13 protein-coding genes and 2 tRNA genes are annotated in these 14,587 nt (G+C 67.5%); 8 read left to right on the forward strand and 7 right to left on the reverse strand.

The features are described from left to right. Positions 1–253: 253 nt before the first annotated feature. A complete protein-coding gene (locus KNN16_RS13325; RefSeq protein ID WP_299285732.1) occupies positions 254–1,459 on the reverse strand; it encodes a 30S ribosomal protein S1 in 1,206 nt (401 codons plus the stop codon). Positions 1,460–1,586: 127 nt separating this feature from the next. Continuing rightward, positions 1,587–2,387 (reverse strand): biotin--[acetyl-CoA-carboxylase] ligase, encoded by an 801-nt coding sequence (locus KNN16_RS13330; protein WP_303897522.1) that lies wholly within the window; start codon positions 2,385–2,387, stop codon positions 1,587–1,589. A gap of 155 nt (positions 2,388–2,542) precedes the next feature. Here KNN16_RS13330 and KNN16_RS13335 point away from each other — a divergent pair. From KNN16_RS13335 to KNN16_RS13345, 3 genes are all read left to right on the forward strand, one after another. Continuing rightward, positions 2,543–2,615 (forward strand) — tRNA-His (locus KNN16_RS13335). 7 nt (positions 2,616–2,622) lie between these two features. Further along, a tRNA-Arg gene (locus tag KNN16_RS13340) sits at positions 2,623–2,699 on the forward strand. A 74-nt stretch (positions 2,700–2,773) separates the two neighbouring features. Continuing rightward, positions 2,774–3,001 carry a hypothetical protein gene (locus KNN16_RS13345; RefSeq protein WP_299285727.1) on the forward strand — a complete coding sequence of 76 codons (228 nt, stop codon included), beginning with the start codon at positions 2,774–2,776 and terminating at the stop codon, positions 2,999–3,001. Between the two features lie 40 nt (positions 3,002–3,041). On the opposite strand, the gene KNN16_RS13350 is transcribed toward KNN16_RS13345, so the two are convergent. The 5 genes from KNN16_RS13350 to KNN16_RS13370 all read right to left on the reverse strand — a co-directional run bounded on the left by KNN16_RS13350 (position 3,042) and on the right by KNN16_RS13370 (position 8,246). Continuing rightward, the gene (locus tag KNN16_RS13350) at positions 3,042–3,890 is read right to left on the reverse strand and encodes an ABC transporter permease (RefSeq protein ID WP_303897526.1); all 849 of its coding nucleotides are present in this window, start codon (positions 3,888–3,890) and stop codon (positions 3,042–3,044) included. Further along, positions 3,891–4,709 (reverse strand): ABC transporter permease, encoded by an 819-nt coding sequence (locus KNN16_RS13355; RefSeq protein WP_299285722.1) that lies wholly within the window; start codon positions 4,707–4,709, stop codon positions 3,891–3,893. It lies immediately after the preceding gene. Beyond that, positions 4,706–5,722 (reverse strand): ABC transporter ATP-binding protein, encoded by a 1,017-nt coding sequence (locus KNN16_RS13360; RefSeq protein WP_303897529.1) that lies wholly within the window; start codon positions 5,720–5,722, stop codon positions 4,706–4,708. The genes KNN16_RS13355 and KNN16_RS13360 overlap by 4 nt, the downstream gene beginning before the upstream one ends. Before the next feature lie 445 nt (positions 5,723–6,167). Continuing rightward, positions 6,168–7,097: a lipoyl synthase gene (gene lipA, locus KNN16_RS13365; protein ID WP_299285716.1), complete on the reverse strand. Its 930-nt coding sequence runs from the start codon at positions 7,095–7,097 to the stop codon at positions 6,168–6,170. A gap of 207 nt (positions 7,098–7,304) precedes the next feature. Then, on the reverse strand, positions 7,305–8,246 hold the full coding sequence (locus tag KNN16_RS13370; RefSeq protein ID WP_299285713.1) for an MBL fold metallo-hydrolase: 942 nt from the start codon (positions 8,244–8,246) through the stop codon (positions 7,305–7,307). A 408-nt stretch (positions 8,247–8,654) separates the two neighbouring features. Between KNN16_RS13370 and KNN16_RS13375 the strand changes: the two genes are divergently transcribed. The 5 genes from KNN16_RS13375 to KNN16_RS13395 are packed head-to-tail and all read left to right on the forward strand — an operon-like array spanning position 8,655 to position 14,584. Next, on the forward strand, positions 8,655–9,350 hold the full coding sequence (locus tag KNN16_RS13375; RefSeq protein WP_303897534.1) for a zinc metallopeptidase: 696 nt from the start codon (positions 8,655–8,657) through the stop codon (positions 9,348–9,350). A 3-nt stretch (positions 9,351–9,353) separates the two neighbouring features. Further along, on the forward strand, positions 9,354–12,044 hold the full coding sequence (locus KNN16_RS13380) for a cation-translocating P-type ATPase (RefSeq protein WP_303897537.1): 2,691 nt from the start codon (positions 9,354–9,356) through the stop codon (positions 12,042–12,044). Positions 12,045–12,065: 21 nt separating this feature from the next. Further along, positions 12,066–12,704, forward strand: a complete 639-nt coding sequence (locus KNN16_RS13385) for a DedA family protein (RefSeq protein ID WP_303897539.1) — start codon at positions 12,066–12,068, stop codon at positions 12,702–12,704. A 24-nt stretch (positions 12,705–12,728) separates the two neighbouring features. Beyond that, the gene (locus KNN16_RS13390; RefSeq protein ID WP_273094501.1) at positions 12,729–13,670 is read left to right on the forward strand and encodes a TerC family protein; all 942 of its coding nucleotides are present in this window, start codon (positions 12,729–12,731) and stop codon (positions 13,668–13,670) included. Positions 13,671–13,675: 5 nt separating this feature from the next. Further along, on the forward strand, positions 13,676–14,584 hold the full coding sequence (locus KNN16_RS13395; protein WP_303897547.1) for a tyrosine-type recombinase/integrase: 909 nt from the start codon (positions 13,676–13,678) through the stop codon (positions 14,582–14,584). Positions 14,585–14,587 lie beyond the last annotated feature (3 nt).

The following is a 14,587-nucleotide window of genomic DNA, read 5'->3' on the forward strand; positions in this document are numbered from 1 at the left end:
CTCTTAGTATAACACGCCATCCCTTTCGCCGGTTAGTTTCAGAAAACGGATTGCCGCTACTCTAAGCGGTTTCGATCCCCGCGTTGCCATACAACACAATCGCAGGAAGTCGCCTTCGTTAATCCGTCCGCAACGCCTTAGCCGATCCGATGGGTGTGGAAGGGCGATGCCAAACCCTGCTGCGATGGGCGGAGCGAGGGAGCTGGGGCGCCGGCGGTTCAGGTCGTGTCCTTCCTCCGGCCGGGTAGGGCCTTCAGGAAGCTTCCTCCGGTCCCGTCTGCTCGCTGGCCCGGAGGCGCGCCTGAGCCATCTCCCAGTCCAGCATGGCGTATTCGGGGGAAGCGACCCGACGCAGGCTGAGCGCCAGCCGCCGGTTCTCCGCGTCGATCCGGATCAACCGCACCACCAGCTCCTCCCCTTCCCGCACCACTTCCTTGGGATGGTTCACCCGGTGCTCGGCCAGCTCCGAGATATGGATCAGGCCCTCCACCTCCGGGAACTCTTTCAGGGCGGCGAAGGCGCCGAAGTTCATCAGGCGGGTGATCACCACCTCGACTAGCTGCCCCTCTCGCAGGTGGGAGATCGCCTCCTGCCAGGGATCAGGCTCCACCCGTTTGCGGCTCAGGGCGACGCGCTTGCGCTCCCGATCCACCCCGATGACTTCCACCTCGACTTCCTGGCCTACCGAGAGCACATCCCGGGGATGTCGCACTCGACGCCAGGAGAGCTCGCTGATGTGGATCAGGCCGTCCACCCCGCCCAGGTCCACGAAGGCGCCGAAGTCGGTCAGGCTGATGACCCGGCCCTTCACCCGCATCCCGGGCTCCAGGCGCGCCAGGAGCTCCTCCTTTTGCCGCTTCTGGAGCTCCTTCTGAGCCTCCCGCTCCGAGAGGATCAGCCGGTTGGCCTCCGGGTCTACCTCGATGATGCGAGCCCAGATCTTCTGGCCCACCCGGCGTTTGAGGCGCTGCTCCACCGGCAGCTTCTCCTCGCCGGGCTCCTGAGGGAGGACCTGGGAAGCCGGGATGAACCCTCGCAGCCGTCCGACCTTCACCACCAGCCCTCCCTTGTTGAAACCGCTGACCGTGAGCTCCAGGATCTCCCCGGCCTCCATCAGCTGCCGGGCGCGCTGCCAGTCCTCCTCCATCAGCGCCCGCTGGAGGGAGAGGAGGATGTTCCCGCTGCGATCCTCCGGGTTCACCACCTGGACCTGGATCACATCCCCCTCGCGGAGCACCTCGCGGATCTCTTTCGGCATCCGCTCCAGCTCGCGGCCGGTGATCACCCCCTCGGCCTTCATGCCGATGTCCACCAGGATCTCCGTCGGGGTGATCCGGACGATGGTGCCGCGCACGATGTCGCCGCGTCGGAGCGAGGGGGGAGATAGCTCCAGCCACTCGCCCATCTCGGCCATGGCGTTGGCGTTTTCGGGGCGATCCTGCCGGATCTCTTCGCTCATCCCACATAACTCCTGACGCAGGGTCAGATCCCATAAGGCCCGGGAAAGGCTTGCCCCAATTATAGCGAGGAGGGTGGGAATCGGCAAAGGTTCTTTCAGAAGGCAAGGCCTTGCCGCTGCCGGCCGGTCATCCGCGCAGGGAGACCTCGCCGGCGTGGAAGCGCCGCTCGCGCCCATCCGGGAGGCGCACCCGCAGCCCGCCCCCCTCATCTACGCCTTCGGCGATCCCTTCGCAGGCCCCCTCCGGGGTCAGGACCCGCACCGGGTGCCCCAGCATGATCAGCGCTGCGGCCCAGCGCTCCACGAGCCGCGCCCCCGCGTTCCATTCCAGATACAGAGAGGCGAAGGCGCGCAACAGACCTTTGAGAACGGCGAGCCGGGGGATCGGACGGCCGAGGGTCTGGGACAGGCTTCCCAGGATCTCCCGCAGGTCCGGAGGGATCTCCTCCGGCGAGATGTTGATGTTGATCCCGATCCCGATCACCGCGAAGGCCGGAGGAAACGCTTCGACCAGGATGCCGCCGGCCTTCCGCCAGGCCATTAAGGAAGGAACCTCGCCGGTGACGGGGGGGATCATCAGGTCGTTGGGCCATTTGAGGCCGGCCGGGCAGCCGGTCCCCCGCACGGCCTCCACCGCCGCCAGCCCGGCGACCATCACCAGCTGGGGCCAGTCCGCCACGGGCCGGCGCGGGCGAACCAGGAGCGAGAGGGCGATGGCGCGCCCCCGGGGGGTCCACCAGGACCGCCCGGCCCGTCCCCGGCCTCGGGTCTGGGCGTCTGCCAGGACGGCCACCCCCTCCGGCGCGCCCATATCCCCCAGGTCTCGGGCCACATCGTTGGTGGACCCGACCTCGGGATACAGGTAGATCTCCCGGATCCAGGGGATCTCCTCGGTGAGCCGTCGCACTTCCTCCGGATCCCAGTCCAAGGCTCCTCCTGCCGGCGGACTTTCCGAATGCGCCAGGAGATCCCTCGCCGCTTCGGATTCTCCTCTCTTCCGGAGGCGAAGGCAAAGCCGGAGCGGGGGATGGGAGACCGGGGATTGCCATGCGGGGTGAAGCACGGTAGAATATAAAAGGCGTGGAGGGCGTAGCTCAGCGGTTAGAGCGCCTGACTGTGGATCAGGAGGTCGCGGGTTCGATCCCCGTCGCCCTCCCTGGAGGGCCCCCGTAGCTCAACTGGATAGAGCGCTGGACTTCGGATCCAGTGGTTGCGCGTTCGAGTCGCGCCGGGGGCGCCATCCGGTCGGTGTGGGGGCTTCCCTCCCCACGCCGTTTTTGTTTTCGCTTCGCTGTGAAGCGGGATTCATCTCCGATGGCACGCGCGCCGGAACCGGTTTCGGATTCCTTCCGCAGGCGCTGGGCTCGACCGGCCCTGGTCCTCAGCGGGGCCGTGCTGGGCCTGGTGGTGGCGTGGTTGTTCTCCCTGGTATCCGGCATCCCCCTGCCCCTGTGGGAGGCTCTGGCCGCCCTCCTTCTGGGAGCCCTCCTGGGCTTCTCCGCCAGCCTCCCTACGCCGCCCCGCCCATCCGCGCGGCCGTGATCCGGGAGGATCCCACAGGCCCTGACCGGGCTCTGTTTCCTCAGTAGCCGGTCTCCCGATCGATGGCCCCGTGCTGCCGGGCCCGGCCCTCTGCGAAGCGGTAGAAGCCGAAGCCGAGGATCAGCGACAGGAGGGCCATCCCGCTCAGCGCTCCCAGCAGCTGGGCGTCCGACCATCCGGCGAAAGTGGGAAAACGGAAGGCGGAGGGGCCCAGCAGCGCCCGGCGGACGCTCTCCAGCCAGTAGGTGAGGGGAAGGCCGTAGCCCAGCGGCCGCAGGAAAGGCGGGAGGACCTCCAGGGGGAACACCGCGCCGCAGAAGAGATACAGCGCCCCGGCCACCGCCTCGCCGATCACCCAGACGTGACGGGCGGCCAGCAGGGTCGCCCCGGCCAGACCCACCCCCAGCCCGATCATCGCCAGCATCCCCAGGGCCATCGCGAGGAGGAAAACCCCCGCGCCCGCGGCCGAGGGCCGGAGGGGAAGCCCGAAGGCCAAAACCCCGAACAGCAGAGTGATGGCCACGGCGATGGTCCCGGTGGCCATCCGCGCCATCCCCCGACCCACCAGATACGCCTCCGGCGGGATCGGGGCGATGTAGAAGTATTTGAGGATCCCGTATTCCTCGCGGTCGATGATCAGGACCTGGCTGATCCCCGTGAGGACCGCTCCCACGTAGATGTAAAAGGCGTTCCCGAGATAGAGATAGGCGAACATCGGGTGCCCGAAATCCGCCCGGGCCACCACCTTATACATCAGGATCAGGATGAGGACGCTGGCGATGGGCTTGGCGATGGAGTAAACCGTGAACAGAAAGGGATCCGTCCAGTTGGACTCAATCTGCCAGCCCAGCCATGCTGCCGTGCGGAGGGTTCGCCAGAGGGTTCGCATTCAGCGCCTCCGTTCGGTGAGCCGACCCTCGCGGCGGGCCAGCCGTTCCATCGCGTTCAGGGCCCGGTGGGCGGCGAGGAGGAAGATCCCGCTGAGGGCCGCCAGGCCGGCGATCTCGATGCCGACGGGGAACAGGCCGCTGGCGGCCTGCGGGAAAAGCAGCTGCCGCATGGCGTCCAGGCCCAGGGTGAGGGGGATGAGGGAGGCCAGGGCGCCCACCCAGAACCCCAGGGCCCGGATGGGGAAGTAGAACCCGGAGAGCAGATAGATGGGCTCCTGGAGCAGGTTGGAGAGGTGCCAGGCCTCTCGACCCCACATCAGGAAGAGAGACGCCAGCAGCATCCCCAGCCCATAGAGCGCCAGGAGGGTGAGCAGAAAGGTCCCAATCAGGGCCAGGGGATCCGCCGGCGCGTAACGCACGCCGAAGAGGAGGGACCCTGCCAGCACGATCACCGAGGCCCGGAGGGTGGTGGCCAGCATCCCCCCCAGGGCCATGCCGGCCAGGATCCCCATCATCGGGCCCGGCGCGATGATGAAAAGGGGGAGGTTCCCGGATTCTTTCTCCCAGTAGAGCTGGCTGGACATGGACCATAGGACGTTGAGCCAGAAGGCGGTCATGGCCCCGCCCAGGATCACGAACCCGATATAGGCCTCAGGGGCCTGAAGAGCCCGGTAGATGAACACATAGGCGGAGGTGCCCAGGAGCGGCAACCCCACGTCGATGAGCACCCAGCTGGGCTCCCGGTTCTGGCCGACGATGCGCGGATACGCCCGCGCGATCATCGTCCGCAGGAAGAGGATGACGGCCTCCCGGCTCATTCGGGCTCCTCCTCCTCGGCCTCGGAGAGCCCGCGGCCCACCAGGCGGACGAACACATCCTCCAGGGTGGGCTCGCGCTTGCGCAGGGCCAGGATGTGGGCGCCGTGAGCGGTCAGGGCGGAGATGACCGGCCCGATCGCCCCTTCCTCTTCCAGGATGAGATCCACCTCCGCCCGCCCGTCCCGAGGCCGGTAATACGCCTGCCGCACGCCCGGGATCCCCTGCAGGGCGGGGAACCATCCTCCGAGGCCGTCGATCTCCAGGGAGAAGACCGCATCGCGCTGGAGCTGGCGCTTCAGGTTCCCGGGGGCGTCGCACGCCAGGATGCGCCCCCGGTCGATGATGGCCACCCGGTCGCAGAGCTCATCGGCCTCCAGCATGTAGTGGGTGGTCAGCAGGATCGTCCGACCCGGCCGCTCCCGGATCCACTCCCGGATGAAGAAGCGGATCTGTCGGGCGGCGTTGACGTCCAGCCCCAGGGTCGGCTCGTCCAGAAACAGGATCTGCGGGTCGGTCAGGAACCCCCGGATGATGTTGACCTTCTGCCGCAGCCCGGTGGAGAGATCTGACATCTTGGAGTCCCCCCGATCCCGCAGGCCGAACCGCTCCAGGAGCTCCTCGATGCGCCGGCGGGCGGTTCGGTTGTCCAGGCCGTAGAACTGGGAGAACATCCACAGGTTCTCCCGCACGGTGAGCAGCCCGTAACCGCAGGACTCCCCACCGGCCACCATGTTGATGCGGCGGCGGATCGCCTCGGGCTGGGCCACGACGTCGTAGCCGGCGACCCACGCCCGCCCGGAGGTGGGCAGGAGCAGCGTGGTGAGGATCTTGATCAGCGTGGTCTTCCCGGCCCCGTTGGGACCCAGCAGCCCGAACAGTTCCCCGGGATGGATCTCCAGGTCGACCTCATGCAGGGCCACCCGCTCCTGAGGAGGTTGCCCCCGCCGGCGGGAGACCCGGTAAACCCGGGTCAGGCGCTCGGTGCGCACCGCTGGAACCGCTCGATCTTCCATGGGCTGAACGCCTCTTCGGTTTCGGGATCCAGCCTCTCCAGGATGACCGCTCTCATCTCCGGTTTAGTTTACCCCAAATCATGGGGCCGATCCTCTTTCGGAGCGGCACATCCCGGGCGGATCTGCTTATCCACCTTTGGAAATTACACTTCGGTCTTAGACCCCAACTGCGGGTGCAAGGCATCGGATTTTAAGGGACCATTCGACCGAAACAGTTAAGGAAGTTGGATCTAAAATCCTTCCTGCGGTAAAATTCGGGCGGGCCGATTGGGGGTCCGTTTCGGCGTTGGGGAAACGTCGGGCAAACGTTGGGCAAGCGTCCAGATCCGAGGGAGAGGACCCTGTATATTGATAAGTGAGCAGCGGGCGGAACCTCTTCTCCTCCTTTTAGCCGAGCGCCGGGGATGGCGGCCCCCGGCGCTTCGCTTTTATTCCGTCCGGCTTTTCAGGGACGGGGGACCCGGGAGAGGGCCCGGGCCTGGGCTTCCGCCCGATAGCTGCTGCGGACCAGAGGGCCGCTCTCCACCCAGCGGAACCCCAGCTCATATCCGATCCGTTTGAGGGCCTCGAACTCCTCCGGCCGGTAGAACCGCTCCACCGGGAGGTGGTTCCGGGAGGGCTGGAGATACTGGCCGATGGTGAGGATGTCCACCCCCACCGCCCGCAGGTCCTTCATCACATCGATGATCTCCTCCCAGGTCTCGCCCAGCCCGACCATGATGCCGGACTTGGTGACGCACTCCGGCCACAGCTTCTTGGCGTTCGAGAGGGTAGCCATAGCCCACTCATAACGATCCTGGGGCTGCACCTTCTTGAAGAGACGCGGCACGGTCTCCACGTTGTGGTTGAAGATATCCGGCCGCGCCTCGATGACGATGCGCAGGGCCTCGATGGAGCCTTTGAAGTCCGGGGTGAGGACCTCCACGGTGCATCCGGGGACCCGCTCCCGGATGCGGCGGATGGTCATTGCGAAGAGGGTGGCCCCGCCGTCGGGCAGCTCGTCCCGATTCACCGAGGTGATCACCACGTGGGAGAGGCCCATGGCCCGCACGGCCTCGGCCACACGATTGGGCTCGTCCCAGTCGATGGAGAGGGGGCGGCCGGTCCGGACGGCGCAGAAGCGGCAGGAGCGGGTGCACACATCTCCGAGGATCATGAAGGTGGCGGTGCCATGCCCCCAGCACTCCCCGATGTTGGGGCAGCGGGCTTCCTCGCAGACCGTGTGAAGTCGCTTGCTCCGCATCAACCGGAGCACGAACTCATAGGTCTCGCCCTGAGGGGCCCGGACTTTCAACCATTCGGGGCGCCGCGCCGGGCGGACGGGCGCGTCCGGCATCGCCTCCACGGAGAGGGATTCACGGGTCGGAGAGGCCATCCGCTCACCTCGTGATGAGGTTGCTGCTCCCGTCCATCCTAACACATCGAAGGGGGGACCCGCAACAACGCACGCCCTTGGGTGTGTCCCGACTTTGTCGGGCCTGGCCGTCTTGCATGACAACTGCGAGCAGTTGTCCTGCGATTTTGGGACACACCCCCGCCCTTTCGCCCGGGATAGGCGGGCGCGCGGGGAGCCTGCCGGATCTTAGCGGGAGGCGCCGCCTTTTTTGCGAGATTTGGCCGCCCCCGCCTTCTCCTTGGGCTTCTCTTTCGGGGCTTTCTTGCCGGCGGCGTAAAGTTCCAGCAGCCGCTCCAGGGCGGAGCGGATGCGGCGCTGGACCCGCTCCCGCTCGTATTCAGGGACCGGGAAGTAGGCCATGAACTCGGCGATCAGGGCGCCGAGCTCGGGTTTGCGCGAGGAGGCCGCCAGGGCCCGGACCCGTCGCATCAACGCCTTCAGGTAATCCAGGAGAGGGGAGATGTCCGAGGGCGAAGCGAGGGGGCCCCGCCCGGGCACGATGTGACGGGCCACCCGGCCGGCGCGCAGCTGCTCCAGCTGCTCCAGCCACCGCTCCAGGTCCGCCTCCCCCAGGTTGGGATGGGTGCTCAGCGTCACGGTGTCTCCCACAAACACCGCGTCATGTTCGGGGATGCGCGCCCAGATTTGCCCGGGGGAAGCCCCGTCCACGTGCTCCAGGATCACCGTCGGCGCGCCGAACTTCAGGACCAGACGGTCGGAGAAGGTCAGATTGGGCAGCATGAGGGGGGCGCGGGCCAGTTGCTCCGCCGACTCGGTCTGGCCGAGGCTGATGAGGAGGTCGATCAGCTGCTGGCGTCCCATCTCCCCATGGCCTCGGAGCCGATCGAACACGTGATGATGGGCGATGATCAGGGCGGGCTTCCCTTCCAGAAGGAAGGGGGTGCCCATGACCCGATCCCGGGTGGCATCCGTGTAAATGACGGCGAGGATGGGCATGGGGGCGATGGACTGCAGGGCCTGCCGCCACCAGGCGGCGTGCAGCGGGTCCGCCGGGGTGTCGATGCAGATCCATCCCTGCTCCGTCCGCACCGCCCCCACAGTGGCGAAGTGGAGGCGGTCCTCCACGAAGATGCGGGAATCCAGCGAAAAGGGGCGTGTCTCTTCCATCCGATGATCCATCCCTCCGCCAGGTTGGGGGATCCCGGCAACAGATCGATCCACGTGTGCCGGTGACCCATCATAGCGCAAAGGGGGCATGGCTTCAAGGCCGGCGCGCCGGCCTTCCGAATTTGACAGCGGCATCCCTTCCGGGTAAACATAGGCATGGCCGGAAGGGGAGTAGCCCCCGGGTCCACCGGGCCCGGTGATGGGATCGTCAGCACGGGATGTTCCGAATCCCGATCCCCGGTCCCATCGCCCGCTCCGGGTGCGGCGAGACCTTCGGCCGATGCCGGGAAGCATCCTTGCCGGATGCGTTCGGGCGTCGGTCGAAGGTCTTTTTCTTTAGCGGAACAGGGGCGCGCGGAACGTCCATCCGACCCTGAGGTTCTCAGGGAACCTGAAGGAGGTGCGGCGATGCTGTTCTGGTGGGATCCCCTTTACTTCCTGTTCGCCATGCCGGCGCTGTTGTTGGGCCTGTATGCTCAGGCGAAGGTCCAGGCGGCCTATAACCGGTGGCTGCGGGCGCCGGCTCGACTGACCGGGCTGGAGGCGGCCCAGCGCCTGCTGCAGGCGGCCGGTCTGTATGAGGTGCGCATCGAGGGAACCCCCGGGCACCTGACGGACCATTACGATCCTTCGAGCAAGGTGCTCCGGCTCTCCCCCAGCGTGGCGGGCGTGCCCTCGGTGGCCTCCCTGGCGGTGGCGGCCCATGAGATCGGGCACGCGCTCCAGGACGCGGAAGGTTACTGGGGGCTGCGGGCCCGGGCGGCCCTGGTGCCCGCGGTGAACTTCGGCTCCTGGCTCGGCCCGATCCTCTTCCTGATCGGCTTCCTGATGCAGAGCCTGACGCTGGTCTGGGCAGGGGTGCTGTTCTTCTCCGCCGCCGCCCTCTTCGCCCTGGTCACGCTGCCCGTGGAGCTGGACGCCAGCCGCCGGGCCCTGGCCCTGCTGGAGTCGAGCGGGCTGCTGTGGACCCCCGAGGAGCGGGCGGGGGCCCGGGAGGTGCTGCGGGCGGCCGCGCTGACCTACGTGGCGGCCCTGGCCCAGGCTCTCTCCACCCTGGCCTACTACGCCTTCCTGGCCATGGGCATGCGGCGCTCGGAGGAATAGCCGATGGAGCAGACCTCCGAGCCCCGGATCCCCTGGCATACCTTATCGGTCGAAGAGTGTTTCCAGCGGCTGCGCGCGGGGCCGGCGGGGTTGAGCCGGGAGGAGGCGGCCCGCCGGCTCCGGGAATGGGGCCCCAACGAGCTGGAGCCCCCCCGGCGCATCTCGCCCCTGGCCATCCTCCTGGCCCAGTTCCGGAACATCCTGGTGCTAATCCTCCTGGCCGCCACCGCCCTCTCCATCGTCCTGGGCCATGGGACGGAGGCGGTGGTCATCATGATCATCGTCTTCTTCTCCGTCCTGCTCGGCTTCGTCCAGGAATACCGCGCGGAGCGGGCCCTGGAGGCGTTGCGCCGGATGGCCGCGCCGATGGCCACCGTCCTCCGGGAGGGCGTGGAGGAGCGGATCCCCGCGCGGGAGCTGGTGCCGGGGGACGTAGTGGTCCTCCACGCCGGGGATCGGGTGCCGGCGGACCTGCGGCTGATCGAGGCGGTCAACCTCCAGATCGATGAGGCCGTCCTGACCGGCGAGTCGGTCCCGGTGGAGAAACACACGGCGGCGATCCCGGATCCTGCGCTCCCGATCGGGGATCGGCGGAACATGGCCTATGCGGGGACGGTGGTGACGTATGGGCGGGGCCAGGGGCTCGTGGTCGCCACCGGGATGCGGACGGAGTTCGGGGCCATTGCCCGGATGTTGCAGACGATCCAGGAGGAGCGGACGCCGCTGCAGGAGAACCTGGATCGGGTGGGGAAGGCGCTGGCCCGGGCCGCCCTGGGGGTGGTGGCCCTCATCGTGGCCCTGGGTCTGCTGCGGGGCCGGCCCTGGCTGGAGATGTTGATCTTCGGCCTGGCCCTGGCCGTGGCCGTGGTCCCGGAAGCCCTGCCGGCGGTGGTCACCATCTCCCTGGCCCTGGGGGTGCAGCGGATGGTCCGGCGCAACGCCCTGATCCGGCGGCTGCCGGCCGTGGAGACCCTGGGGAGCACCGATGTGATCTGCACGGATAAAACCGGGACCCTCACCCGGAACGAGATGACGGTGCGGCGCCTCTTCGTCTGTGGGCGGTTCTGGGAGGTGACCGGGAGCGGATACGAGCCGGCGGGGGAGTTTCGGGTGGACGGGCAACCTGTGACGCCTTCAGAGGCCGTGCGCCGGCTCCTTCGGGCCGCCGCCCTGGCCTCGGACGCCCGCCTCTATCGGGGCGCGGATGGCGCCTGGCAGGGACAGGGGGATCCCACGGAGCGGGCCCTCCTGGTCGCGGCGATGAAGGCCGGGCTGGACCCGGAGGAGCTGAACCGCCGTCATCCTCGGGTCCGCGAGATCCCCTTCACCTCCGAGCGCAAGCGGATGACCACCCTGCATCAGGGTCCGGAGGGCCTCTTCGCGGCCTCCAAGGGAGCCCCCGAGGTGATCCTGGAGAGCTGCCGCTTTCTGCTCACGGAGGAAGGCGAGCGACCCCTCACCCCTTCGGATCGGGAGCAAATCCTGGAGGCCGCCCGGGCGATGGCCGGGGAGGCGCTCCGGGTGCTGGGGGTGGCGGACAAGCCCCAGGCCCTTCCGGAGGACGCCGAGGAGGGGATGGTCTTCCTGGGCCTGGTGGGGATGATCGACCCCCCGCGTCCCGAGGCGAAGCAGGCCATCCGGGTGTGCCGGGAGGCCGGGATCCGGGTGGTGATGATCACCGGGGATCATCCGCTGACGGCCCAGGCCATCGCGCGGGAGCTCGGCCTCCTCCGGGATGGCCGGGTCGTCACCGGGGCAGAGCTGGATCGCATGAGCGATGAGGAGTTCGAGGACCAGGTGGAGGGGATCGATGTCTACGCCCGGGTGTCGCCGGCCCATAAGTTCCGGGTGGTCACCGCCCTCCAGAAGAAAGGCCACATCGTGGCGATGACCGGGGATGGGGTCAACGATGCTCCCGCCCTGAAGAAAGCCGACATCGGCGTCGCCATGGGCATCACCGGCACGGACGTCTCCAAAGAGGCCGCGGCGATGGTGTTGCTGGACGACAACTTCGCTTCCATCGTGGCGGCCGTGGAGGAAGGCCGGGCGATCTTCTCCAACATCAAGAAATACCTGATGTATCTGCTTTCCTCGAACGTGGGGGAGATCCTTCTGATGGCCCTGGCCTCCCTGGCCGGGCTCCCCCCACCCCTCAGCGCGGCTCAGATCCTGTATGTGAACCTGGCCACCGACGGCCTGCCCGCGCTGGCCCTCTCGGTGGACCCGCCGGAGCCGGATTTGATGCGCCGGCCGCCCCGCAACCCCCGCGGCGGCCTCTTCACCCGGCCCGTGGTGCTGTTGATGCTGGCCGGAGGCCTCTGGTCCGCCCTGGTCAACCTCTCCCTGTTCGCCTGGGCCCTCTCCTCCGGCCGCAGCCTGCAAGAGGCCATGACCATGGCCTTCGTGTCCCTGGTCCTGATCCAGTTCTTCAAGGCCTACAACTTCCGTTCGGATCGACACTCGGTCCTGCGGCAGCCCTTCGCGAACCGCTGGCTGAACCGGGCGATCCTCTGGGAGGGGGCGATGCTGTTGTTGCTGATCTACGTGCCCTTCCTGCGGGATCTGTTCGGGATCTACAGCCTCCCGCCGATCGATTGGGCCATCGTCCTGATGGCGGCAGCCACGGTGGTGCCGGTGCTGGAGCTGGTGAAGTGGGTCGAGCGCCGGGGGCTGCTGGGATCCCTGGACGGCTGATCCAGAACGGAGGCGGACCGGATGCTGGGAGAGGGGACAAGCCGGGTTCGAGCGCTGATCGAATCGGTGATGGCGGAGCTGGGGTATGGGGGGATCTTCCTGGCTGCGGTGGTAGAGGTGGTCTTCCCGCCCCTGCCCTCGGATCTTCTGGTGCCGGCGGCGGGAGTGGCGGCCGCCGGCGGCGTCCTGAGACCGGAAGGGGTCATCCTCGCCGCCACCGCCGGCACCGTGGTCGGCGCCCTGATCCTCTACGCCTTCGGGCGACGGGGCGAGCCGGGTGTCCGCCGCGCGGTTCGCCGCTATGGGCGCTGGCTGGGGATCCGGGAGGCGGAGGTCGACCGCGCTCTTCTGCTGTTCCGACGCTACGGGGCTCCTATCCTGCTCGTCGCCCATCTGATCCCCGGGTTGCGCAGCGGGATCGCTATCCCCGCCGGGATGAGCGGGATGCCTCTGATGCCCTTCGGGGGGCTCACCGCCCTGGGGGCAGCGTTGCGGGCGACCTTGCAGACTGCTGCCGGCCTCTTCCTGGCCTGGCATTTGGACGTATGGATTTCGACGCTTTCCCTCCCGGGGGTGATAATCATTGGGGGGTTCGCAGCAGTGGCCCTGGGGTGGACGCTGGTCCGCCGGAAGCGAGGCCATCGCCCGCCGCATCCTTGAATCTGAGGGCATAGAGGTGGACAGATGGAGTTTCCGCTCTGGGCCTGGATTTTCTTTCACCTGATCGTAGCGGTCATGCTGGCTCTGGACCTCGGGGTGTTTCACCGGAACGCCCACGAGGTGAGGTTAAAAGAAGCGATGATCTGGAGCGTGGTCTGGATCGCTGTGGCCCTGGCCTTCAACGCCCTGATCCTGCTGGCCTGGGGCCACGAACCCGCCCTCCACTTCCTCACCGCCTACCTGGTGGAGAAATCCCTCAGCGCCGATAACCTCTTCGTCTTCGCCGTGATCTTCGCCTATTTCGGCGTCCCGCCGGCCTATCAGCACCGCGTGCTCTTCTGGGGGATCCTGGGCGCTGTCCTGATGCGGGCGGCTTTCATCTTCGCCGGCGTTCAGCTGCTCAAGGCCTTCCATCCGGCCGTCTATCTCTTCGGCGCCTTTCTGGTCTACACGGGGATCCGGCTGGCCCTGCGCAGTGAAGAGGAAGAAGTGCGCCCGGAGCGCAACCCCGTCCTCCGCTTCGCCCGTCGCTTCCTGCCCATCACCCCGACCTTCCATGGACAGCGTTTCTTCATCCGGGAGGGGCGCCGGTGGATGGCCACGCCGTTGCTGCTGACCCTGCTGGTGGTGGAGAGCACCGACCTGATGTTCGCCGTGGACTCGGTGCCGGCGGTGCTGGCCATCACTCCCGAGCTGTTCATCGCCTACACCTCGAATATCTTCGCCATCCTGGGGCTGCGGGCCCTTTACTTTGTCCTGTCCGGCCTGATCCAGCGCCTGCGTTATCTCCACTACGGCCTCTCCGTGATCCTGACCTATATCGGGCTCAAGATGCTGCTTTCGGATTACGTCCACATCCCGCCTGCCCTCTCGCTGGCCATCGTGCTTCTGACCCTCCTGGTCAGCGGGCTGGCCTCGTGGGTCGTGGAGCGGCGGGAGAAGGTTCATTCCCTCAGCCACCGGTGAGGCCGATGGCGCATCAGCCCAGCTTGTTTGAGTTCAAAGCCCGTTCCGAGCTGACGCCGGAGACTCCCCTCGCCCGGGCCCGACAGGCCTTCGCGGATCACTTGAAGGGCGGGGATTACTCCCGGCACACCGTGTATTTCTTCACCCACGATCTCCGCCTGCTGGGGCAATGCCTGGGCGAGGATCGCCCCGTGGGGACCATCGGGCTGCGGGATCTGCAGGATTTCGTGGATTGGCTCCGCCATCGTCGCGGGGTCCCATGCACGCCCAAGTCCCTGCGGCGGCGCATCACGGCCGTGAAGGCCTTCTTCCGCTGGCTCCATGAGGAGCTCGGTGTCCTGCCGACCAACCCCGCCGAGGCCCTGGTTTACCCCGAGGCCGTCGAACCCCTCCCGGAGGTGCTGACCCCGGAACAGGTCCGGGCCGTCCGGGAGGCGGCGGAGGGATTCCGTCGGGAAGGGGATGCCCGTCCCCTCACGCTGCTCACCCTGCTCCTCCACACCGGCCTGAAGAAAAGCGAGGTGGTTGCCCTGCGCCTGGAGCATTTCGATCTCCGCGAGCCGGCGGTCTGGATCCGTTACGCCCATCCTCGCTATCGCCATAAGGAGCGCCGGCTCCCGCTCCCGCCGGAGTGGCCGGAGCTGTTCCGGGAGTATCTCCAGCAATATCGCATCGAAGGTCGGGTTTTCCCGTGGACGCCCCGGAACTTAGAATACGTGCTGGACGATGTGGCCCGTCGGGCCGGGATGGCGCACCTCTCCTTTGAGACCCTGCGGTGGACATGCGCGTTGCAGGATTTCATCCGGGGGATGGATCCGGAAGACCTGCGCCAGAAGCTGGGTCTCTCCGAGATCCAGTGGCGGGACACGCTCCGGCGCCTGCAGGCGCTGGCCGGGCGCTTCGCAGGCTCCTGAGAG

The organism is Thermoflexus hugenholtzii (assembly GCF_018771565.1).
Lineage (GTDB): Bacteria > Chloroflexota > Anaerolineae > Thermoflexales > Thermoflexaceae > Thermoflexus > Thermoflexus hugenholtzii_A.